Genomic DNA, 23,858 nt, shown 5'->3' with positions numbered 1-23,858 from the left:
TTCTTCATTTTAATAATGAATATCCAAAATATGACTATTACTTTAAGGAGGATTTCTTTATGCAATCATCAACTCTAACTCTTGTTCTTTATTTTGTGGTGTTTTTCGGGATTATGTACTTTCTGATGATTCGGCCACAACAAAAACAAGCCAAACAACGTCAAGCTTTACTTAACAGTCTACGGGTAAAGGATAAAGTTATCACCGCCGGTGGAGTTTATGGTAAGATCACTAAAGTCAAAGAAAAATCGGTAATGGTACAGATTGCTGATAAAGTCGAGATCGAAGTAACCAAGAATGGAATTGCAAGTGTCGAAAATCGAGAAGTTGCCGTTGAAAAGGATAAAAAAGATAAAGCTAAAGTTAAAGTGGAAGATGCTCCTAAGGAAGGAACGGAAGCTACTGACGAAAAATAAATCACGACCGGTGAAGTCTAATTTACGCATGAGTTTTTTCTTGAGTGGTACAATAAAGAGTATCGGGTAAAGCAAGTGGTGTACCACTTGCTTTCTTATTTTTTGCCTCATCATTAAAGGAGAGAAATGATGTGACTTACGAGCAATCCGTCAGAAGACATTTGCAACGCTGGCAGAAGAAAATTTTAAAGCCATCCGGTCTTGTTGAAAAAAGCTCTAAGAAGCTACAAGAACGTGTCAATCAAATGATTCCACGGAAAGTCTATGATGCTATAACAACTACAATTAAAGGGCTCATCAAGGCTGTTTTATTTGGACTGAATTTTGTCCCTAAAGGTGAACCTCAAATGGGATTGACACTTCAAGAGCGTGATGCTCAAGGTCAGCTTTTACTTAAGAAATACAAAAGAATTGCTGCAGCTGAGGGAGCTGGAACAGGCGCTGGTGGAATTGTCCTTGGAATTGCAGACTTTCCTGTGTTAATTGTGATTAAAATGAAGTTCTTATTTGAATTAGCGCACGTGTACGGATTTTCAACGTATGATTACACGGAACGTCTTTACTTGCTCTATGTTTTTCAACTTGCCTTTTCGAGTCAAGAAAAACGACCCGTATTATTCTATGAGCTTCAGCATTGGCAGGAGGTAGTGGCTCGGTTTCCAGAAGAACGTTCGCTAGAACAAATCAATTGGGAACAATTTCAACAGGAATATCGAGATGCCATTGATTTTCGGAAGATGTTACAAATGATCCCTGGTTTAGGAGCGGTGATTGGAGCTTGGGCAAACTATGGGTTATTAGACGATCTGGGCGAGACGGCAATCAATTGTTACCGCCTCAGGATACTGAAAGAAGGAGGACCAGAGCATGACTAAGCTTACCATAAACGATCTTAAAGCAGACCCTATCGTTCAGGGTTATATTGAAGGTGGAAATCGACATTTAGAAGCGATCGGATTTACTGAGCATGGGTTGCGTCATGTGGGATTAGTGTCCCGTATTGCCTCAAATATTCTTGAAAAATTAGAGTATCCACAAAGAACTTGTGAACTTGCTGCTATTGCATCATACCTCCATGATATCGGCAATGCTGTAAATCGAGTCAGCCATGCACAGACGGGTGCAATTATGGCCTCTCAAATTTTAGAAAGGCATGGTATGGCTCCAGAGGAAATTGCCATCATCATTGGTGCAATTGGAAATCATGATGAGGTGGATGGAAATCCAGTCAATGATGTATCTGCAGCCTTGATTCTAGCAGATAAATCTGATGTTCATCGTTCGCGTGTAAGGAACCCTGATTTGGCAACTTTTGACATCCACGACCGTGTTAATTATGCAGTAGAGCATTCTTTCTTACGAGTTTATCCTAATGAAAGGATCGCATTAGAAATCACAATCAATACGGAACTTTGTCCGGTTATGGATTATTTTGAAATTTTTATGGCCCGTATGCTTTTATGCCGTAAAGCCGCTAATTTCTTAAAAACACGTTTTGAGCTTAAGATCAATGAAGTAAAATTGCTATAAATTTTTGGATATTGGTATTACGCCACGGGTGAAAACTTTGAAGCTTTATGGAATAAATTGTTTGATAACACGTTTTAAAAAACAAATGGTAAAAATTAAAGTCGAGAAAAGATAAAAAGTAGCTTACTAATATCCTATGCCCGAATTGACACTAAGACGGGCCTAGCCTTATAATAAATTTTGGCATGGGCAAGTCCCAGGCAAACTAAAAGGGAGGAAAAAGAATGAAAAGGGCAAGTATCCTTAAGCTCACAGCAACCATTTTGCTGGTGGCTATCGCTGTTGTGTTTTCAATTAAGCCCCTTACAGATCCCAAAACTGGAATTCCGTTGGGACTTGACTTGCGCGGCGGTGTCCATTTGATTCTGCAGGCTGAACCGAGCCAAGAGGGAGCCGCAGTTACAAATGAAGATATGGACAATGCTAAATCCGTTATTGAAAAACGGGTTAATGAAATGGGATTGTCAGAGCCAGTAGTGCAAGCGGATCTGGCAAATAAGCGGATTGTGGTTGATCTCGCTGGTGTTCAGGATCCCGAGAAGGCGGTTGAAGTCTTGAAGACTACTGCGAAGTTGACTTTCCGTGATCCGCAGGGGAATGTCTTGGTCGAAGGTTCAGATCTCAAAGATGCTCGCGCTGGAAGTGATCAGCAAAGTGGTGGATTTGTTGTTAATTTAACATTTTCAACCGAAGGAGCCAATAAGTTTGCAGCTGCAACAACGAAGCTTGTTGGACAAAACTTAGGAATCTATCTTGATAATGATCAGATTCAAAATCCGCGGGTTAATACACCAATTGCGAATGGACAAGCCCAGATTACCGGTTATTCTTCCTTAGAAGAAGCCGCTAATTATGCAGTTCTTATGCGTTCAGGGGCTTTGCCTGTGAGCTTGTCAATTGTTGAAAAGCGTCAGGTTGGTGCATCTCTCGGTGTAGATTCCTTAAATAAAAGTGTTCAAGCGGGTATTTATGGAATTATCTTCATTTTCCTCTTTATGCTTGTTTTGTATCGGGTACCTGGTTTAGTTGCTAATCTTTCTCTAATTGTACTGATGCTCATCAACCTTTGGGTCCTTAAAGGGTTCCGTGCTGTACTAACCCTTCCAGGTATCGCCGGTTTTATTTTAACGATCGCTATGGCCGTAGACTTAAATATTATTATTTATGAACGGATTAAAGAAGAGCTACGACTTGGTAAATCATTGCGTGCTGCAGTTGAAGCGGGTTTCAGCCGTGCCTTTGTTACGGTTTTTGATTCTCAGATTACCACATTGTTTGCAGCTGTGACCCTTTACTTCCTTGGGACAAGTTCAATTAAAGGATTTGCGATTACCCTTGGTGTTGGTATTCTGGCTAGTTTGTTCACAGCAGTAACCTTGACTCGCATAATTATGCGGTGGATTGTCAACATTAATCCGAAAATGAATTCGAAATGGTTTGGCGCTAGGAGGGAAGAGTAATGCCAGATAAGAAAAATTCCAAATCAACTACGCCAACACCGGCACATAAGCCTGAGTCAGAAACGTATGGAGAGGTTAAGAAAATACATCCACTCTACTTTGATATTGTGAACAAGAGATATTGGTGGTTTGCGATTTCCTTACTCATTCTCGTCCCAGGTCTTATCTCTCTATTTACACGAGGACTAAATTTAGGAGTCGATTTTACAGGGGGTTCCATGTACGAAGTTACATTTAACCAACCGACGACTCAGGCGAAGATTACAGATACGCTACAATCGGTAGGATTGAGTGGAAATGTTCAAATTTCAGACGATAAATTGGCCTTGATTCGAACTGAAGCCTTGGACGAAGATCAACGCAACAAAATGTTAACAGCTCTAGAGACAATTGCTGGAAGTTATGATAAGGCGAGTTTGAAGGAAGATAAAGTGGGCCCATCAATCGGACAGGAGTTAACAGCGAATGCGTTGAAAGCGTTGCTGGTTGCTGCCGTTCTTATGCTCGTTTATATTTCGATCCGTTTCCAATTTGCTTTTGCTGTTTCTGGAATTGTTGCTTTGTTACATGATATTCTTGTAACAGTAGGACTTTTTTCAATTTTCCAATGGCCAGTGGATTCAACCTTCGTAGCAGCAATTCTGACGATTTTTGGTTACTCTATCAATGATACAGTAGTTATCTTTGATAGAATTCGAGAAAATGAAGTTCGGATGAGACGCGGAGACAGTTACGAAGATATGGTCGATAAGTCAATCTGGCAAACGATGGGACGTTCGATTAAGACTGTTATGACAGTTATCGTGGCTTTAGTTTTTCTTTTAATTCTGGGTGGTGAATCGACACGTACATTTGCACTGGCGATGCTCATTGGTGTGATCTCTGGTGCCTATTCTTCGATTTTCAATGCGAGTCAAATCTTAGTTGAGATTAAGCTCCGGATGAAGTCAACACGTGGCAAGAACCCTTCAGGTGCTAAAGCTTAACTTCACGTCATCCTTAAAAGTCCTAGGCAATGCCTAGGACTTTTTAACATAAAGAAATTTTCATTGCAAACTCAGCGAAAGTCGGTCTTTCTAAGATTTTTCAGTAAGTTGAATCAATTACTATAGTGCAATTTCTTTGAATGTGTACTATAATACATTAAAAGGTAGGAGGAGGGCGTTTATGAGGATGACGGGAGCTCAGGCTGTTATTGAAAGCTTGAGAAAAGAAGGAGTCGAAATCGTTTTTGGGTACCCAGGGGGCGCTGTATTAACGCTCTATGATGCCTTATATGAGGCTAAGTTTCCCCATATTCTGACCCGGCATGAGCAAGGAGCCGCACATGCAGCGGATGGATATGCGCGGTCGACAGGTAAGGTTGGAGTGTGTATTGCGACTTCAGGACCAGGTGCGACGAATTTAGTCACCGGGATTGCAACAGCCTATATGGATTCCGTACCCCTCGTTGCGATTACAGGTCAAGTAGCAGTCCCTTTGATTGGACGAGATTCTTTTCAAGAATCCGATGTTACGGGAATTACAACGCCAATTACAAAACATAATTATTTAATTAAAGATGTTAAAGAACTTCCTAAGGTGATGAAGGAAGCTTTTCATATTGCTCGTACGGGTCGTCCAGGCCCTGTTTTAATCGATATTGCGAAGGATGTATTTGCTGCACAACTGGACTTTGAGTATCCGCAGGATGTTTGTTTAAGAGGTTATCATCCGGTCTTTGACGGAGATTCTCAAGCGATTCAAGCTGTCGCCCAGGTCTTAGAACAAGCTAAAAAACCACTGATTTTCGTTGGGGGTGGTGTTAACATATCGGATATGTCTTTCCCATTACGAAAGTTCATTGAATATACGAAAATACCTGCCATTACAAGCCTAATGGGTCTTGGGTGCGTCCCCGATGACCATCCGTTAAACTTGGGGATGGTAGGGATGCATGGAACTTATGCAGCCAATATGGCCACAACGGAGTGTGACGTATTTCTTGGATTAGGGGTACGCTTTGATGATCGTGTGACAGGATTGGTTGAAAAATTTGCTCCAAAAGCAAAAGTAATTCATTTCGATATTGATGCAGCTGAAATCAATAAGAATGTTACAGCAGATATTCGAGTAGTAGGAGATTTACGTTGGGCAATTCCAAATTTACTTGAGCAGGTTCAAAAATGGCCTGCTGAAGAGTGGTCTGGTAAGAATAACGAATGGAGAAATCAGCTTAAGGTTTGGCAAGAAGAAAAACCATTGAGCTATACGCACCGTCCTGGTCAGATCATGCCCCAAGATGTCGTCGAAAGGGTAAGCCAATTGACGAGGGGAGAAGCGGTTGTCATTACAGATGTGGGGCAGCATCAGATGTGGGCGGCTCAATTCTACACGTTCAAACATCCACGGCATTTCTTGACCTCAGGAGGGCTAGGAACGATGGGGTATGGATTGCCGGCGGGATTAGGTGCTCAGGTGGGAAGTCCTGAACAGCCTGTGGTCGTGTTTACAGGTGACGGCGGATTTATGATGAATTGTCAGGAATTATCTACAATTGCCGATTTGGACTTGCCCGTGAAAATCTTTATCTTAAATAATCAGGTTTTAGGTATGGTCTCGCAATGGCAAAGAATGTTTTATAATGAACATTACTCCCATTCCACGTTAAAAGTAAAAGCTGATTTTGTAAAGCTCGCTGAGGCAATGGGCATTCCTGGACTAAGCGTTACTCAGCCTGAGGAGTTAGAAGCAACACTTGAACAAGCTTTAGCAGCCAAGGGCCCGATCCTTGTCGATATCCGGATTCCGGCGGATGAAAATGTGATTCCTATGGTTCCGGCAGGGGGTCGCTTAGATCAAATGATTATGGGAGGTTAATGAGATGAGACATACTTTAGGTGTTCTTGTTGAAAATAAGCCTGGTGTTTTGACGCATATATCCGGTCTCATTAGCCGTCGTGCCTTTAATATAGAAAGCATAGCTGCAGGCTATACGGAGGAACCGGATACGACTCGGATTACAATAGTTGTCCAAGCGGATGAAAATGAGCTGGAACAGATTGTTAATCAGCTATCCAAGTTAATCGACGTAATTAAGATTGTAGATCTCACTTCGAAGGATTCAATTCAACGGGATCTTGCCCTGATAAAAGTTAAAGCCAGTGCGGAGTTCCGTTCGCATATCGTCGATGTTGTGGATATTTTTCGAGCCAAGATTGTGGATGTAAATCGTGAGACAATGGTAATCGAGCTTTCCGGGGAAGAGAGCAAAATTGATGCTTTCTGCGAAGTTCTTAAAGACTATGGAATTATTGAAATAGTCCGCACGGGTAAGATTGCCCTCTCGCGTGGGCCTATTCCCGCGAAAGAGCAATAGCGCATTCGCCTCACTTCTTAAACTTAGCTAATAAAAAGCTCCTGTTAAAAGTTGTATTTTAACAGGAGCTTTTTAATTGGACATCTCACATATTCTCTGATAGGGAATATTTTATACTGTAACCAGATATTACCAACTATAAAGGAGGAAACAATCATGACATTTGGTGTTGGTGGCGCCGGAATCGCGATTGTTGTCGTTATTATTCTCTTATTGATCGCCTTAGGAATTGTTTTTTAAGTTCTTCCCATTCTAAAATTGAATTAACAATTATTTCGGGGGTGAAATTATGTACGGATATGGTTATGGAGGCTGTGGTGCTGGCGTAGGCGTTATTGCTGTTGCGATATTGATTCTTATTGCTCTCGGTGTTATCTTCTAAGATTATCTATTAAGCTCTCATTTTGAGGATGTTGGTTGGGCTGTTGTACAATGAACGCTTAGTTCAAGTGCAATAGCCCTTCATTATTCCCAATATGATTCCAAGTTATTTTTCCATGATTGTGTATACTAAAAGGGGCTTGTCACAAAAAAATAAGGCTGCTGGCAGAACGCCAAGCAGCCTTGTTCCAAGTTGTTAAATTACCACCACCAACGGCGCCAACCCCAGAATGGGAAACCCCAAAAGCCTGGAAAGAAGGGAAACCCCCAGAAACCACGACCCCACCACATAGAGCAAACCTCCTCCAAAAGAATTACTAAGATGAGTGAGAACTAATATAGAATATGCACAAAAGGGAATATTTGACAATAACGAACAAGCTATGAATAGACGGTTTAAAAAACTTTTATCGTGAGATAATAGAGGATACTTACTTAGTGAGGTAAATGTAACAATTTATAAGAATTTATTGAGATGAGGAGGGGAGCCCTTGACTTTTTGGCAATTAGTCGCGCTTGAAGGGCTACTTCTTTTGGCAGCAGGGATGACTATTATCGCAGGGATCCGTGGAATTATAGGAGCTAGCCTGATATTAACCAGTTTAATTGGGCTATTTAAACAAGAGGAATTTTGGCTCTGGGAACTTTCTTTATTGGCGGGGGTCAGCGGGGCAGTTATTTTACTCTTATTCTTCAGTCGTAAAGCAGGAAAGAGTGAACTCATCACAGGCTTAGCAGGGGGAATGGTTAGCCTTGTAGTGTTTGGTGCGTTTCTCACGCCATTTATTGCTTTAATGTTATGGGCAATGGTTATGGGAACAGGTTTAGTACCTCATCTGAGGAGAAAACAGGTCTTTTGGGGCATTGCTCCTGTTTTATGGAGAACTTTTTTAGGGCTCACTTGGATTGTTTTGGGAAATATTCTCATCTAATTTTAAAAAAAATTATAATCGAGCTTGACCAATAGGTTCATTTTTGATATATATATCATATACAATAACATAGCGTCAGGCTATAGCTGGGCCTTAGTAAAAGGGCAGCGGAGAAATCCGTGGGACTTCCGGAGGGAGTCCCATTTTTATATCCCTATAATGAAAGTAATCATATTCGCAGATGGGGCAATTATGGCTATTGCAAAGCGCTGTCAATAGTTCTGTTTAAGCCCAAATTGATCGTTTTAGATTTAAGGAGTGTTATTTTTATGCAAGAGAAAACAAAAGCGGCTGCTATTTCGGTCTTATCGAACTCCGTTTTAACGATAGGTAAAGTTGTTATTGGGGTGCTCAGTGGTTCAGTGAGTATCATTTCAGAGGGGATTCATTCTGGCATTGACTTAATTGCTGCAATCATAGCTTTATTTGCTGTCCGAGAATCAGGGAAGCCAGCGGATGCCAGGCATACATATGGGCACGGGAAGATTGAAAATGTATCCGGCACGATCGAAGCAATGCTTATTTTCGTAGCAGCACTTTTAATCATCAAAGAAGCAGTGAATAAATTAAGTGAAGGTGCCGCCGTTGAAAATCTAGGCTGGGGGCTTGTAATCATGGGCTTTTCTGCCGCAACGAATTTATTGGTTTCAGCCAACCTGATGAGAGTGGCCAAGAAAACAGACTCAGTTGCTCTTGAAGCAGATGCTTTGCATTTACGCACCGATGTGATTACTTCAGCTGGAGTTTTTATAGGCTTATTGATTATTAAAATTACGGGTTGGGCCCTTGTCGATCCATTGATCGCCATATTTGTGGCCTGTCTAATCTTCAAAGCAGCTTACGATCTTACGAAAGAGGCCTTTATGCCTTTAGTTGATGTGAGTCTAGATCCCCAAGAATATCAGATTATTCTCGGAGTACTTGAGGAATACAAAAGCCAGTTTGTTGAATTCCATAAATTAAGAACGCGTCGTGCCGGTGCAGAACGACATATTGATCTTCATTTGGTCGTTCCCAAGTATGAGTCTATCTACGATATTCATGAGCTTTGCGATCAAATTGAGTTAGAAATTAAGAAAAAGATTCCTGGCACGCAGATTTTGATTCATGCTGAGCCTTGCGGTGATAATCCAGGAAAATGCCAGGTTTGTGATGAGAATCAAGCGACTTGTCATAAAGCGGCTAAAGATGAAATACTTCTCACTAAAAATTAAAGAATAGGATTTCCTTGCCAGAGGTTTTCAGAGTAGATTATAATGAGCTGTGGAGGAGATATTTTGAATAAGATCTGGATTAAACCACAGCCCGTTGGACCTGTGTCAGATAGAATACAAAGCCAGCTTGAGCTTTCACCCATTGTGGCAGATATTTTAGCTCGAAGAGGATTGAGTACAAAAAAGCAGGTGGTGGACTTTTTAAGGCCATCCCTGCTTAATTTAAATTCACCATGGGCGTTTCATGATATGGCTCAGGCTATTGAACGTCTTGCACTTGCGCATAGTCATCATGAAAAAGTCCTAATTTATGGAGATTATGATGTCGATGGTGTAACCAGTTCAGCTTTGCTTTATAAAGTATTAATTGATTTAAACTTTCAAGCGGTTGCTTATATCCCAAGCCGAAAGGATGAGGGATATGGGCTAAATAAAGAAGCCATATTGAAAGCATCACAATCAAATGTCATACTGATTATTACGGTTGACTGTGGAATTACAGCTGTTGAAGAAATTGCGTATGCAAAGGAATTAGGAATTGACGTTATTCTTACAGACCATCATGAACCCCCAGAGATTTTACCGGAGGCTTTTGCAATTCTTAATCCGAAAGTCACGGAATCGGGTTATCCCTTTCGGGAGCTTGCAGGAGTTGGCGTTGCATTTAAGCTGGCCCAGGCTTTGCTCGAGTATTTTAGGAATCTTGGGACGAATCAGAGAGAGTCGCTTTCAGAGATTGAAATTCTGGATCTTGTTGCGTTAGGGACAATTGCTGATCTTGTTCCGCTGGTTGATGAGAACCGGGTTATCGTGTCGTATGGTTTAAAACAGATGGAACATACCGTCCATGTAGGAATGCAAGCCTTGTTGGAGGAATGCGGGCTGGAAAATAAACCGTTGAAGGCGGGACAAATTGCCTTCATGGTTGCTCCCCGAATCAATGCAGCAGGCCGGATGGATAGTGCTAAAGCTGGGCTAGAACTCCTTCTGACAGGCAGGCCTGAACGTGCTCAAGAGTTAGCACGTTACTTAAGCCAAGAGAATACGGACCGCCAGGAAACGGAGAAGGAAATCTTGGCAGAGGCAGTGGCGCAGTTAGAGCAACATCCACTACCTCGTGTTATTGTTCTTTCTGCACCAAACTGGCATCCCGGAGTCATTGGGATTGTCGCGTCCCGCCTGGTAGAACGTTTTTATCGCCCTGTGTTCTTAATGACTGAAGAGGGGGAAGAAGCCAAAGGTTCAGCTCGAGGAATCCCAGGCTATCACGTACTGAACGCCCTTCGTGGACAGGCTGATTTATTCGAACGTTTTGGCGGGCACAGTCAGGCAGCAGGCTTCTCTTTAAAATGTTCGAATATAGCTGCCCTAAGGGAGGGACTCAATCAGAATGCTGCTGAGTACCCTGAAGATCTTTTTTGTGAACATGTGAAAGTGGATCAACTTGTTTCGCTTGCTTCGATTGATGGAAGTCTCTTGTCTCAATTAGAGCAACTGGCTCCTTTTGGATTGGGCAACCCGAGTCCGGTTTTAGCTGGAGTTCAGTTACCCCTTCATCGAGTTAATACGGTAGGTAAAGACAAAGCTCACTTGAAATGTCAGTTCGGTTTAAATGGGGAGATCGAAGGGATCGCATTCCGAAAAGGGGATGCAGTTGAAAGCCTAAGGGCATCTAAATGTGTCGATGTCACCTTTGGACTAGATTGGAATACGTATCGTGGACCCGACGCGGTTCAGATGATGCTGAAAGACGTTGAACCCGAAGCATTTTGGGAAGAGCGAGAAAACTTACAAGAGCATCAAGAGGCAGTTGGAGAATTCCTGCAGGGAAGAACTGAAGTAGCAGCAACCTATGGTGAATCAGCAAAGGGTTATGATTGGCGGAATTACGGACGAGAACAGTGGCTACACGCATTACAGGAGGAAATAGGGATTACGCCGGAAGATTGGACGAATGTTTTAGTTTGGGATGGTCTTCATGATCAGACAAGATGGACGACCTTAACTGAATTTTTGAAGGGTCATACGAACCTGAGGGATCAGGTAATTGACCAAGAAAAGCCTTGGCTAATGATCCTCTTTTTAGGATTGCCAACGAGTTGGGAAGAATGGACTATGATTCGAGCTCAGATGGCAGTACACCTTCTAACCCCCTGGGCCACCGCTGAAGCTCAGTTGTCAGATTCAGATTTACAACGAAGGGCGGGTTATCTAACTCGAGAGGAACTGATTGAGGTATATCGTATTTTAGCCCAGCTAGCGAAGCAGGCCAAGCCTTCTCCGTTTTTTTCCTGGACGCCCAAAGCTCAAGACGGGGGAGATCCGTTGGAAGCCCTTAAAATATTTGAAGAATTAGGCTTAATTAGGATCTTAGGAGGAACTGAACGTTTCGCACTTGAGTGGATCCCAACCCAGAAAAAACTTGATTTGGATTCGTCTCTCCGTTATCATAGCGGCAAGAGAACGTGGGAGGATTTATGCCACTTCGCCAAAGAATTTAGCACAGCCTCATGGTCAGATCTGGTGATAAAAAACGGTTACTAATTTTGACGAGAAGCCTTTTCGTGGTGTAGATTAGGGGATAGAAGATGAAAGGCGGAAGATTCATGGATTTTAAAGATCATATTCGAGTAATAGAGGATTTCCCAAAATCGGGGATCTCTTTTAAAGACATAACAACCTTGTTGAAAAATGGAGAGGTTTACAGGGCAGCTGTTGATGCCTTGGTGGAACAGATTCGGCCTTGGAAGCCGGAGCTAATTCTTGGGCCAGAAGCCCGGGGCTTTTTACTGGGTGCCCCAGTGGCCTATGCTTTAGGGATCGGCTTCGTGCCAGTACGTAAACCAGGTAAACTGCCGGGAGAGGCTGTCAGTGAAACCTATGAACTTGAATATGGATCGGATACGTTAGAAGTGCATGCAGACGCTTTGCATGCAGGTCAGCGCGTTGTGATTGTAGATGATTTATTAGCAACAGGGGGAACGATGCTGGCGACAGCTCGACTGGTTGAAAAAACAGGGGCTCGAGTTATGGGTATGAGTTTTCTCATCGAGCTCGCTGAGCTTGAGGGGCGAGAGAAGCTCGGCACTTATCCGATCTTTTCGCTTGTTCAATATTAATAGCTTTTGATTTATAGTTAGAGAGGGAGTCAGGAAATGTCGGAAAGCGAGTTTTTAGATCAATTGAAACACGTTTTTCCCCAAGAATCAGGGCTAGCGGAAAAGGCTTACTATTTCGCCGAAAAGGCTCATCGCGGGCAACTGCGTAACTCGGGGGAAGACTATATTCAACACCCTCTCGAAGTGGCAAAAATCCTCTTGGAATTGGAAATGGATGAGGCTACAATTGCGGCTGCCTTGCTTCATGATGTGGTTGAGGATACGCCCTACACGATCGAAGACATTGAAAAAGAGTTTGGCCCGCAAGTTGCTTTAATGGTGGACGGAGTAACCAAACTTGGACGGATCCCCTACAAAACCAAGGTTGAACAACAGGTGGAGAACCTCCGTAAGATGTTTTTAGCGATGGCTAAAGATATTCGCGTGATTTTAATCAAATTAGCAGACCGTCTCCATAATATGCGGACTTTAAAATATCATAGTCATGAGAAACAGAAAGAAATCGCTCAGGAAACGATCGAGATTTTTGCCCCTTTGGCTAATCGCTTGGGAATTTTCCGAATTAAATGGGAGTTGGAAGATCTCTCTTTTCGGTATTTAAAGCCTCAGGAATATTATGATTTGTCTGAAGGAATCGCCTTTAAGCGTCGTGAGCGAGAAGATCAAATCAATGAAGTGATTGAGCAGCTTCGACATCGACTGGGTGAGGTAGGAATTCATGCCGAGATTGCAGGACGGCCGAAACATTTTTATAGTATTTACCGTAAAATGGTCACTCAGAATAAAGAACTGAGCGAGATTTATGATTTAACGGCGGTCCGTGTCATTGTCGACTCGGTGAATGATTGTTATGGTGCGCTTGGTATCATCCATACGATGTGGAAACCGCTACCAGGACGATTTAAAGATTATATAGCCATGCCCAAGCCTAATATGTACCAATCTCTGCACACGACGCTCGTAGGAGCCCATGGGGAACCGTTTGAAATTCAAATTAGAACTTGGGAAATGCATCGTACGGCTGAATACGGGATTGCAGCGCACTGGAAATATAAAGAGGGAAGCAAATCAATCTCTGGGAGTTTTGATCAGAAGCTCTCTTGGATTCGTCAACTTTTAGAATGGCAACATGATTCCAAGGATGCCGGGGAATTTATGGAGTCCCTAAAAATTGATCTTTTTTCGGATACGGTTTTTGTGTTTACACCTAAAGGGGATGTCGTTGAGCTTCCTGCAGGGTCTTGTCCGATTGATTTTGCCTATCGCGTTCATACAGATGTAGGACATCGTTGTGTTGGAGCAAAAATTAATAGTAGAATCGTTCCTTTAGATTCGAAACTGGTGAATGGGGATATCGTTGAGATCCTGACTTCGAAACAAAGTAATGGACCGAGCAAGGATTGGTTGTCTTTTGTAAAAACCTCACAGGCCAAGAGTCGGATCCGGCAATGGTTCAAGAAGGAAAAACGAGAGGAAAATATTGCCAGAGGCAGAGAGAGCTTAGAACGTGAGATTCGTAAACTGGGCTTGGAGTCCTCTGCAATACTTAAGCCGGAGATCTTAATGGCTTTTGCGAAGAGCTATAATATCACCAATGTCGAAGACCTTTATGCTGCTATGGGGGATGGCGCGGTTACTATTAATAAATTCCTGGTGCGTCTGCGTGAGGATTTGAGCAAGGAGGAGAAGGAAAAACTCCACCTAGCTGCACTTCAACAGGGAGAAGGGAAACCCTCAAGCGGCTACGGAAAATCGAGTCAAGGAGTTCGAGTCAAAGGGGTAGATAATATCCTCGTTCGTTTCTCACGATGTTGTAACCCCTTACCAGGGGATGATATCGTTGGCTATATAACACGCGGGCGTGGGGTCTCAATCCATCGCCGTGATTGTGATAATATTAAAGCCCATAATGAGGATGAATTAAGTCGGATGGTGGAAGTTGTTTGGGATGATGCCCAGGCGGATACCATTTATCCAGTTGATATTGAAATTTTCGGATTGGATCGAGCAAGACTGGTTACAGATGTTATGAACACGGTTATGGAGACGCGAACTCACATCTTAGGGATTAATGCTCGGGTGAGTAAGGATCAAATGGCACATATCCAACTGAGAATAGAGATCCGCAATTTAGGTCATTTGTATAATGTGATGCAAAAAATTCGTAGGGTTAAAGATGTGAGCTCCGTCGAACGGGTTTATACAGGAGGAAAATAATGCGTAGTGTGGTGCAACGCGTGAGCCAATCTTGCGTTCGCGTTGATGGAGAAATTGTCGGACAGATTGGCAAAGGATTTCTTGTTTTGCTTGGAGTAGGTGGAAACGATACGTCTCAGGACTTGGATTGGATGGTAGATAAAATCATTGGGTTGAGGGTTTTTGAGGACGAAGCAGGGAAAATGAATCGCTCGATTCTGGAGGAAAAGGGAGGGATTCTTTTGGTTTCTCAGTTTACCCTCTATGGGGACTGCCGTAAGGGTAGACGTCCCAGTTTTTCATCAGCTGCTTCACCTGAAAAAGCTAAAGCGCTTTATGAGGAAGCCATTTCGAAGATCGTCTTAAGAGGGGTGCATGTTGAGACAGGAATCTTCCAAGCTGACATGAAGGTCGAGTTAGTGAATGATGGACCTGTGACTTTGCTTTTAGATAGTGAAAAGACATTCTAAACCAGGCAGGAATCATGGATCAGCTTTATAGGGAGTAAATGGGGCAAGAATAAGTCTTCGGGATTGTGTAAAGGAGAGAGGTCAATGATTGAAAGCGGAGCCATGGGAATAATGGGAGCAAACTGTTATATTATGAGTTGCCCAGAAACGAAGAAAGCTGTAGTGATCGATCCCGGTGCAGAGGGAGATAAAATCTATCATTGGGTTCTGGAAAAGGGCTATCACGTAGAATTTATTCTGCTGACGCACGGTCATTTTGATCATATTGGTGCAGTGGAAGAACTGAGAAACGCATTGAAAGCTAAAGTGGGAATTCATGCTGGAGATGCTGATATGCTTACTGAAGGGCGGAAAAATCTTTCAAGCATTTCGGGTTCTTTAAATTCCTCAATTCAAACGAAACCTGCTGATTTCTTACTCGAAGATGGACAAACGATTTTGATCGGAAATATGACCGTCAGGGTGATAGCCACTCCAGGCCATACCTTAGGTGGTGTTTGCTTTTTGACTTCAGAAGGGTTAATCAGTGGGGATACTCTATTTCAGGGTTCTATCGGTCGCACCGATTTCCCCGGAGGGTCACTCGAACAACTTCTGGATGGTATCAAGCAGAAATTGCTGGTCTTACCTGAAGAAACCCAGGTTTTTCCTGGACATGGGGAAGCAACTACAATAGGGAGGGAAAAACGGTCAAATCCGTTTTTAGTATGAATCATCAAATGAACAAGCAAATTAACTTAGAATTATCGAGTATGACGTTATCCCGCTCCGAAATGGAAGCGGGTCTTTCCTTAATACGCGCTTTTTTCCCCAAAGGAAAGGTGTGGGTTAAAGATCCTGAGATGATAAATATGGAACACGATGCGGAAAATCGAATCGCTGTTATTGAGGTGGAAGTTAATTTTCCGGCACAGCCTTATTGCGTTCAGAGTATATTCTATGACGAGATGTCTAACGACTTGGTACAATCGCAATCGGTCCGAGTCACTCTGGATTCGCAAGATATTATGCAAATCCTTGATCACCCTCAGGTAGGGAAAGAAACAGAACGTAAAATACTACTTAAGCATGGACTTTTTCATTTACTGACTCAAGTGACGGGGCATACCCCTCCTTGGGGAATTTTAACGGGGATAAGACCTAGTAAGATTTTACATCGGTTAAACGATCTCGGGATTGCAAAAACGGAAGAAAAGAAAGTATTAGAAGAGCACTATTTAATCCGAGAGGATAAAACCCAACTATTGCGAGAAATTGTAGCTCTACAACGTCCGTATCTACATCAACTTACTGAGCATCCAGAGCATGTTGCTGTTTATGTAGGAATTCCTTTTTGCCCGACGCGGTGTAGCTATTGTTCTTTCCCGGCTTATTCTTTACAACACGGAAGAGAACCCCTTCAATTCTATCTGAAAGGGCTCTACGAGGAGATTCGAGCAACGGGAGAGTGGATGAAAGAAACGAGAAGATGGGCCAGTTCACTTTATCTCGGTGGTGGAACCCCTACGATCTTATCTACTTCCGAAATTTCCGATTTGCTTCAATGGATTCGGGATAATATTCCAATGACAGAAGAGATTGAACTCTCAGTGGAAGCTGGGCGACCGGATACACTTTCTCAAGAAAAACTCCAAGCCCTTAATGAGCAAGGTGTTAATCGTTTAAGCATTAACCCACAAACGATGCATGATGAGACGTTAAAGCGGATTGGTAGAGCTCACTCGGTCGAAGATATTTTGAGGATTTATGAGCTTGCCCGCGAGGTTCCCGGTTGGGTTATTAATATGGACTTAATTTTAGGGTTACCTGGTGAGACTACGCAAGAAGTTCAGGAAACGTTAAACCAGATTGGAAAACTCAGGCCGGATAACCTCACTGTTCATGCGCTTGCCATTAAACGCGGTTCTAAAGAGTATGAAGCTGGTTTAGTGCAAAGTTTAGGTAAAGATCTGGAATCGATGCAGGAATTAGCCCTAGTGATGACTCGCTCTTTTGGAATGCGCCCCTACTATCTCTATCGTCAAAAACATATCGCAGGGAATTTAGAGAATATTGGCTTCGCTTTACCGGGAGCGGAGTGTTATTATAACATTGGAATCATGGAAGAACGGCAATCCGTGCTTGGAATCGGTGCAGGAGCATCAAGTAAAGTTGTGAACTCCAAGGATTACACATTAGTAAATCTTCAACATCCTTCAAATTGGCAAGTTTATTTGAAGAGGTGGCCAGAGCTTCATCAGAAGAGAGTGAATGCGTTTTTGACGTTATGATAAGTGCTCATCCATTACTGGATGGGCTTTTTTGAATAATTTGGCTTAGATTGACGTAATTTGATGAAGATTCTGACAAAGAAGGGATTAGCAATAAATCTATCGAATGATATCCTTTGTTAATATTTGAACAATGTATAGAACAATAGGAGGGAGAATTTTTGGATGTATTTGTCGCAAGGCAGCCAATTCTCGACCGTAGGGGAATATTATTGGGATACGAACTCTTATTTCGTGAGGGTGTAGATAATTACTTTAATTTGCCCAATGGAGATCAGGCTACAGGAAGGTTGATTTCCAGTAGTTTTTTTGCGATGGGAATTGAACAGTTCACAGGGGGCAAGAAGGCGTTTATTAATTTTACCTCCAATTTGCTTAAAAATGAAACTGCAACCCTGCTGCCTCAAGAGACTGTTGTCATAGAAATTTTAGAAACGGTAAATCCTGATGCGGAAATTATCGAGGTCTGTCAAAAACTAAAAAATGCAGGCTATCTTTTAGCGCTTGATGATTTTGTCTTGACTCCAGCGGTTATTCCTCTGCTTCAATATGCAGATATTATCAAGGTCGATTTCTTAGCGACGCGTCCGGAGCATCGGAAAATCTTAATCGAACGGCTGGGGAAGAAAGCTAAATTTCTTGCTGAGAAAGTGGAAACGGTTGAAGCTTATCAGGAAGCGTTCAGGCTAGGTTATCATTATTTTCAAGGATATTATTTTAGCAAACCCGTAATTATTGAAGGCAAGGATATTTCTCTCTGTAAAATGAATTCGCTAAGACTTCTTAAAGAAGTTTATCGGAAGGAGTTTGACACTGAATATTTAGAACAAATCATTAAAGCAGATGTATCTCTTTCCTACAAACTTTTTAAATTTATTAACTCTTCATTTTTTGGCTTTAAATCGAAAATTTCTTCAATCCGCCAGGCCTTGTCCCTAATTGGACCTCAGGAATTGAAAAAATGGATTTCTCTAATGACTATTGGGAATATTAGCGAAGGAAAACCACAAGAGCTTGTTGTTCAATCCTATATACGGGCTACCTTTGCAGAAGCCATTGCGCGAGAATTGGGTATGGGCGAGAAGAGCTCTGAATTTTTTTTAATGGGGTTGTTTTCGTTGATTGATGCGGTTTTAGATCAGTCATTGGAGAAAATCTGTAAGCAACTTCCATTATGCGATGATATAATGAAAGCCTTACAAGGATCTCAAAACATCTATCGTGCTATACTAGATTTGATGATTTGTTATGAGAAAGGGGATTGGTCGAAGTTGAGTGCTATAGTAATTGAACTCAATCTGATTCAGATGAGAATCCCACAACTCTATGCTCAGTCCTTAGAAAAAGCAGATTTTTTTATTTCACAAGGGGTAGCTTAAAGTAGGAAATGGGGGGGCATTCATGTTTATTCAAGGGCTCAAACCTGTTATTGATCAGCATTCCCATGTGCTTATTCTAGGCTCAATGCCGAGTGAAGAATCCCTTCGCAAACAAGAATATTATGCAAATCCTCGTAATCAGTTCTGGAGGATTCTAGGTACCTTGTTTTCATCAGAACTTCTAACAAATACGGCATATGCTCAAAAGTTGGAGTTCATTTTGCATTATAAATTCGCCCTTTGGGACGTTATTGCAACCTGCGAGAGGGAAGGAAGCTTGGACTCTCATATTAAGTCCCCTCAGCCTAATCCCTTTGCCGAACTATTGGCTCAATACCCAGAAATTCGCTATGTAGCGTTTAATGGGAAAAAGGCTTTTGAAGTGTTTAACCGCCAGGTCGGCTTTGAGCTAAAAGAGGGATTAGTCTATCAAACGCTTCCTTCAACAAGTCCTGCGAATACCGTATCTTGGGAACGAAAACTAAACGAATGGCAGCTCCTTCGGACCTGGATTCGATGAGTTCCGATTTTTAATTACGAGTGTTTATGGTCATTAAGGTTATCTTTCATAAGATATCGGTCGGATTTATTGGGCTTGGGGCTATTATCTTCTAGATTGGGAGCATGAGTACGGGTTTTATCTGTTTTCTTGTTACTCAATTTCTAGCACCTCCTTGTTGCTTAAAATGAATTTTCATTGTGTAGAGTAACCTTTTTCTATAGAAAAAATGTAAGATTGACAAGAGTGCTTTTTTTTTGTATGATTTAGTATTATAAAGATCATTTAACTTGGATTCCCATTTCAAGAAAATTCTTAGGAAGAGACTGTGCATAATCTCTCAACAGGGAGGGCCGATAGCTGAAACCGGCCTGAGAGACGCTTAGGAGGACACCCTAGGAGGGGAAGAAAAGTCGTGTGGTTCCGTTAGAGACCAAAAAGTGGGCGAAAAGAGGCTAATCTTTTCGTCAATAAGGGTGGCACCACGGGAGCTCTCGTCCCTTGCTAATAAGCAAGAGATTGAGGAGCTTTATTTATTTTTAGGAGGGATTACGAGTGGCGATTCAGCGTCCCAAAGGAACACAGGATCTTTTGCCAGGTGTTGTCGAAAAGTGGCAAGATCTAGAGCAGCAAATTCGTAAGATTTGTCGGGAATATGGATATGAAGAAATCCGTACCCCGATGTTTGAAGCAACGGAACTCTTTCAACGCGGTGTGGGCGAAACCACAGATATTGTAAACAAGGAAATGTATAGTTTCCTTGATAAAGGGGATCGTTCCGTCACCTTACGGCCAGAAGGAACAGCTTCAGTTTGCCGAGCCTATGTCGAGAATAAGTTATATGGGGGTCCGCAGCCTGTAAAGTTATATTACATGGGACCCATGTTTCGCTACGAGCGGCCTCAAGCGGGACGATTCCGTCAATTTCATCAATTCGGAGTTGAGGTATTAGGAGCGGACAAGCCTATCGTCGATGCTGAAGTCATTACTTTGGTGTGGGATCTTTATAACCGGTTAGGGTTAAAAGGGTTAGAAGTACATGTCAACTCAGTCGGCTGTCCAACCTGTCGTGCTGAACACCGCACGAAGCTCCAAGAATTCCTGGCCCCTCGTCGAGAACAGCTCTGTAAGGATTGTCAGGACCGCTTTGAGCGGAACCCCATGAGGATTCTGGATTGTAAAAATCCAACCTGTCAGGAAATCACACAAGGTGCACCGACAACGTTGGATACACTTTGCCTGGAATGTTCTGAGCATTTTCAGGAGTTACAGGAACTCTTGACGGCAGCAGGGGTCCGTTATAAAGTGGATCCTCGTCTTGTACGTGGTTTAGATTATTACCGGAAGACTGCCTTTGAAGTCCTAGTTGAGGATATTGGTGCCCAAAGTGCAATTTGTGGCGGGGGCCGTTACGATGGACTTGTTCAAGAAGTGGGTGGTCCACAGACTCCGGGAATCGGATTTGCGATGGGGATGGAACGTGTTCTCAACGCGATCTATGCTTCTGGTCAGGTTACAGAACGAGCTCCTAAGGAATTCGTGATGTTTATCGCGTTAGGTGAGGCTGCACAGAAGAAAGCCTTTTCTTTAGTTAGCCAGTTAAGAAGCAAAGGTATCTCAGCGAGTATAGATTTACTGGGGAGAAGCTTAAAATCGCAATTAAAAACTGCGGATAAAGCACAAGCCCACTACGCGGCTATTCTTGGTGAAGATGAATTGACCCGCCAGGTGGTTATCCTGCGTGATTTAGCCCTTGGGGAACAATTAGAAGTACCAATTACTGACGTATTAGATGATCTTATGCGTAAATGGGAGGAAGAAGTATGACAGTATTATCAGAACGGATTGAGGCAGGAAGTTTGCGGGCGAATTATGACGGACAAGTCGTTCGTTTACTTGGGTGGGTACAACGTCGGAGAGACCATGGTGGAGTGATTTTTGTCGATCTTCGCGATCGTTCAGGTTTAGTGCAAGTTGTCTTTAATCCAGAAATTCCAAATTTCACGACCGCGGAACGGTTACGGTCAGAATTCGTAGTTTCCATTTTAGGAAGAGTCCGTCTTCGCCCTGAGGGAGCAACAAATCCCAATTTGCCTACTGGAGAAATTGAAGTCGTTGCTGAAGAATTAGAAATTTTAAATGCTGCGAAGACCCCAGCATTTTATATTCAGGATGATGTCGATGTGGATGAAACGGTTCGTTTGAAATACCGTTATCTTGATTTGCGTCGGCCTGAGATGCAGAAAGTTTTTAAAACACGGAGTAAAGTTTCCCAGATCATGCGAAACTTTTTTGACAGCCGTGGTTTCTATGAGATAGAGACTCCTATGCTTACGAAATCCACACCAGAAGGAGCACGGGATTATCTCGTACCGAGCCGTGTTCATCCCGGTGAATTCTATGCTCTGCCTCAATCACCACAGATTTTTAAGCAGCTCTTGATGGTTTCCGGAATGGAGAAATACTTCCAGATTGTACGATGTTTCCGAGATGAAGATTTGCGGGCTGATCGTCAACCTGAGTTTACCCAGTTGGATGTTGAGATGTCTTTTGTTGAGGTTGAAGATATTTTACCCATGATGGAAGAATTAATCGCCGGTATTTTTACGGAATTTACAGGCAAAGATATTCCTCGTCCGTTTGTGCGCTTAACGTATAAGGAAGCAATGGAACGTTTTGGATCGGATAAGCCGGATATGCGCTTTGGCATGGAATTCGTTGATGTAGCTGAGGTTGTTGCAAATTCCAATTTTAAAGTGTTCACAGATACTTTGGCCAAAGGGGGTCGGGTTAAAGGGATTTGTGCTAAGGGATGTGCAGGAATGCCACGACGCGAGCTTGACGGTTTGGTGGAATATGTTCATCAGTTTGGCGCGAAAGGCTTAGCCTATATTGTTCTGGGAGAAGAAGGAGTCAAATCCCCGATTGCTAAGTTCTTTACGGAAGAACAGTTACAAGAACTGATTTCATTGATGCGGGGAGAAACGGGAGATATTCTTTTCTTTATTGCTGATAAGGAATCGGTGGTAGCAGAAGCATTAGGACATTTCCGGTTAGAGCTAGGTAAGCGCTTAGATCTCATTCCCGAAGGAGCCTTAAACTTCCTTTGGGTTACAGAATTCCCTCTTTTAGAATGGGATGAAGAGCAGAAACGGTTTGTCGCCATTCATCATCCATTTACTGCTCCTATGGATGAAGATTTAGACGTGTTGAAAACTGAACCTGGCAAAGCACGGGCTAAAGCCTATGATGTGGTCTTGAACGGCATTGAATTAGGGGGCGGGAGTATCCGGATCCACAAACGTGATGTTCAAGAGCAAATGTTTGAATTGCTAGGATTCACTCCTGAAAACGCGAGAGCTCAGTTTGGATTCCTGATGGACGCCTTTGAATATGGGACACCTCCACATGGCGGAATCGCTCTTGGCCTTGACCGCTTAATCATGCTTCTAACAGGCAAAGATACGATCCGAGATGTGATTGCTTTCCCGAAAACACAAAGCGCAGCTGATTTGATGAGCCACGCACCGTCTCCGGTAGCTGATAAACAACTTAAAGAGCTTCATATCAAAACGAATATTCCAGACCTTAAAACCAAATAAACACTAATCTAATTATTATTTAAAATAAGGGGAATGCTTACTTCAGATGGAGTTTTAAATTTCATCTGAAGTTCGTATATTTAGATTTGACAGAGAAAATATTTAAGATTATAATAAGTGCATAGCTACCCCCTGAGGGTATATGGGAGAGAATGAATATGAACGAATGTCCTTATTCTGATGCGAAGGAAGACCTTCTTCGCCGCTTGAAAAAAGTAGAGGGTCAAGTAAAAGGAATCCAACGCATGGTTGAAAATGATAAGTACTGCGTAGATGTGTTGGTTCAAGTTGCTGCAGTTAGAGCGGCTGTGAACAAAGTCGGTACAATGATTTTCGAATACCATTCCCGGGGATGTTTAAAAAAAGCGAGTAGGGATGAAGAGGATAAAGACGCTGCGATTGAAGACCTCGTTGGGGTACTCACAAAATTCATAAAATGAGTAAAATTGCGTTTCAATACTATTTATCTCAAAAGCTTTTGGCGATGCTAAAGTTTATTTCGAGGAGGAATTTTTAAAATGGCAGGAGCAAATGTTAAAACGTTTACAACAGAAAATTGGAATCAAGATGTACTTGGTTCGGAGAAGCCAGTCTTAGTAGATTTTTGGGCAACTTGGTGTAATCCATGCCGTATGGTAGCACCGATCGTAGAAGAGTTGGCTGATGAGTATTTAGGTAAAGTTGTAATTGGTAAGTTGAATGTTGATGAGCAAGGTCCAGTTGCAAGTCAGTATGGCGTAATGAGTATTCCAACTTTAGGTGTCTTTAAAGGTGGCCAATTGGTTGATAAAATCGTTGGTTTCCGTGGTAAAGCAGATCTTGTTAAAATGCTGAATGCTCACGCTTAAGTAGGTAACAAAAGTAGCCACGACTGAGTCGTGGCTACTTAAATAATAATTTATATTTTCAATTACCTTTTAATTGACAGGGTTGCCCATAAATTCGGCTATGGGAAGCCTTTTTTGTATATTCAGTTTCGGGATATCATAACCTTATGCAACCTGTGATAAAGGTAAAGCGTGGGTAATAGGC

General features: G+C 42.5%; 22 protein-coding genes. 21 read left to right on the top strand and 1 reads right to left on the bottom strand.

The window, feature by feature from the left end:
• Positions 1–59 precede the first annotated feature (59 nt).
• From yajC to DESME_RS10305, 17 genes are all read left to right on the top strand, one after another.
• Positions 60–416: a preprotein translocase subunit YajC gene (gene yajC / locus DESME_RS10385; protein ID WP_006715983.1), complete on the top strand. Its 357-nt coding sequence runs from the start codon at positions 60–62 to the stop codon at positions 414–416.
• Between the two features lie 131 nt (positions 417–547).
• Positions 548–1,291: an EcsC family protein gene (locus tag DESME_RS10380; RefSeq protein ID WP_006715984.1), complete on the top strand. Its 744-nt coding sequence runs from the start codon at positions 548–550 to the stop codon at positions 1,289–1,291.
• Positions 1,284–1,946, top strand: coding sequence for an HD domain-containing protein (locus tag DESME_RS10375; RefSeq protein ID WP_006715985.1), 663 nt, complete (start codon positions 1,284–1,286; stop codon positions 1,944–1,946). The genes DESME_RS10380 and DESME_RS10375 overlap by 8 nt, the downstream gene beginning before the upstream one ends.
• Before the next feature lie 224 nt (positions 1,947–2,170).
• A complete protein-coding gene (gene secD / locus DESME_RS10370) occupies positions 2,171–3,406 on the top strand; it encodes a protein translocase subunit SecD (RefSeq protein WP_006715986.1) in 1,236 nt (411 codons plus the stop codon).
• Complete coding sequence (gene secF, locus DESME_RS10365; protein WP_006715987.1) at positions 3,406–4,392, top strand: protein translocase subunit SecF; 987 nt, start codon at positions 3,406–3,408, stop codon at positions 4,390–4,392. The genes secD and secF overlap by 1 nt, the downstream gene beginning before the upstream one ends.
• Positions 4,393–4,573: 181 nt before the next feature.
• Complete coding sequence (gene ilvB, locus DESME_RS10360; RefSeq protein ID WP_006715988.1) at positions 4,574–6,265, top strand: biosynthetic-type acetolactate synthase large subunit; 1,692 nt, start codon at positions 4,574–4,576, stop codon at positions 6,263–6,265.
• A 4-nt stretch (positions 6,266–6,269) separates the two neighbouring features.
• Positions 6,270–6,764, top strand: a complete 495-nt coding sequence (gene ilvN / locus DESME_RS10355) for an acetolactate synthase small subunit (RefSeq protein WP_006715989.1) — start codon at positions 6,270–6,272, stop codon at positions 6,762–6,764.
• A gap of 872 nt (positions 6,765–7,636) precedes the next feature.
• A complete protein-coding gene (locus DESME_RS10350; protein ID WP_006715991.1) occupies positions 7,637–8,077 on the top strand; it encodes a hypothetical protein in 441 nt (146 codons plus the stop codon).
• 269 nt (positions 8,078–8,346) lie between these two features.
• Entirely contained in the window at positions 8,347–9,291 is a 945-nt protein-coding gene (locus tag DESME_RS10345) for a cation diffusion facilitator family transporter (RefSeq protein ID WP_025248767.1), read from the top strand.
• Positions 9,292–9,351: 60 nt separating this feature from the next.
• On the top strand, positions 9,352–11,835 hold the full coding sequence (gene recJ / locus DESME_RS10340; protein WP_156922807.1) for a single-stranded-DNA-specific exonuclease RecJ: 2,484 nt from the start codon (positions 9,352–9,354) through the stop codon (positions 11,833–11,835).
• A gap of 62 nt (positions 11,836–11,897) precedes the next feature.
• A complete protein-coding gene (locus DESME_RS10335) occupies positions 11,898–12,410 on the top strand; it encodes an adenine phosphoribosyltransferase (protein ID WP_006715994.1) in 513 nt (170 codons plus the stop codon).
• 36 nt (positions 12,411–12,446) lie between these two features.
• On the top strand, positions 12,447–14,627 hold the full coding sequence (locus tag DESME_RS10330; RefSeq protein WP_006715995.1) for a RelA/SpoT family protein: 2,181 nt from the start codon (positions 12,447–12,449) through the stop codon (positions 14,625–14,627).
• Positions 14,627–15,076, top strand: coding sequence for a D-aminoacyl-tRNA deacylase (gene dtd / locus DESME_RS10325; RefSeq protein WP_006715996.1), 450 nt, complete (start codon positions 14,627–14,629; stop codon positions 15,074–15,076). The genes DESME_RS10330 and dtd overlap by 1 nt, the downstream gene beginning before the upstream one ends.
• Before the next feature lie 84 nt (positions 15,077–15,160).
• The gene (locus DESME_RS10320; protein WP_006715997.1) at positions 15,161–15,787 is read left to right on the top strand and encodes an MBL fold metallo-hydrolase; all 627 of its coding nucleotides are present in this window, start codon (positions 15,161–15,163) and stop codon (positions 15,785–15,787) included.
• Between the two features lie 8 nt (positions 15,788–15,795).
• Positions 15,796–17,346: a coproporphyrinogen dehydrogenase HemZ gene (gene hemZ / locus DESME_RS10315; RefSeq protein WP_242837402.1), complete on the top strand. Its 1,551-nt coding sequence runs from the start codon at positions 15,796–15,798 to the stop codon at positions 17,344–17,346.
• Between the two features lie 161 nt (positions 17,347–17,507).
• Positions 17,508–18,725 carry an EAL and HDOD domain-containing protein gene (locus tag DESME_RS10310; RefSeq protein ID WP_006715999.1) on the top strand — a complete coding sequence of 406 codons (1,218 nt, stop codon included), beginning with the start codon at positions 17,508–17,510 and terminating at the stop codon, positions 18,723–18,725.
• Between the two features lie 22 nt (positions 18,726–18,747).
• Positions 18,748–19,245 (top strand): DNA-deoxyinosine glycosylase, encoded by a 498-nt coding sequence (locus DESME_RS10305; RefSeq protein WP_006716000.1) that lies wholly within the window; start codon positions 18,748–18,750, stop codon positions 19,243–19,245.
• 14 nt (positions 19,246–19,259) lie between these two features.
• On the opposite strand, the gene DESME_RS16395 is transcribed toward DESME_RS10305, so the two are convergent.
• Complete coding sequence (locus DESME_RS16395; protein ID WP_282432809.1) at positions 19,260–19,385, bottom strand: hypothetical protein; 126 nt, start codon at positions 19,383–19,385, stop codon at positions 19,260–19,262.
• A 394-nt stretch (positions 19,386–19,779) separates the two neighbouring features.
• Here DESME_RS16395 and hisS point away from each other — a divergent pair, with 394 nt between their 5' ends.
• The 4 genes from hisS to trxA all read left to right on the top strand — a co-directional run bounded on the left by hisS (position 19,780) and on the right by trxA (position 23,674).
• On the top strand, positions 19,780–21,051 hold the full coding sequence (gene hisS, locus DESME_RS10300) for a histidine--tRNA ligase (RefSeq protein WP_006716001.1): 1,272 nt from the start codon (positions 19,780–19,782) through the stop codon (positions 21,049–21,051).
• The gene (aspS, locus tag DESME_RS10295; RefSeq protein ID WP_006716002.1) at positions 21,048–22,826 is read left to right on the top strand and encodes an aspartate--tRNA ligase; all 1,779 of its coding nucleotides are present in this window, start codon (positions 21,048–21,050) and stop codon (positions 22,824–22,826) included. Before hisS ends, aspS begins: the two co-directional genes overlap by 4 nt.
• Positions 22,827–22,984: 158 nt before the next feature.
• Entirely contained in the window at positions 22,985–23,266 is a 282-nt protein-coding gene (locus DESME_RS10290; RefSeq protein ID WP_006716003.1) for a metal-sensitive transcriptional regulator, read from the top strand.
• A gap of 78 nt (positions 23,267–23,344) precedes the next feature.
• Positions 23,345–23,674 carry a thioredoxin gene (trxA, locus tag DESME_RS10285; protein WP_006716004.1) on the top strand — a complete coding sequence of 110 codons (330 nt, stop codon included), beginning with the start codon at positions 23,345–23,347 and terminating at the stop codon, positions 23,672–23,674.
• Positions 23,675–23,858 lie beyond the last annotated feature (184 nt).

Source organism: Desulfitobacterium metallireducens DSM 15288 (genome assembly GCF_000231405.2).
GTDB lineage: Bacteria > Bacillota > Desulfitobacteriia > Desulfitobacteriales > Desulfitobacteriaceae > Desulfitobacterium_A > Desulfitobacterium_A metallireducens.
The sequence above is the reverse complement of the archived record's forward strand: the minus strand, read 5'-3'. Positions and strand labels throughout refer to the sequence as shown.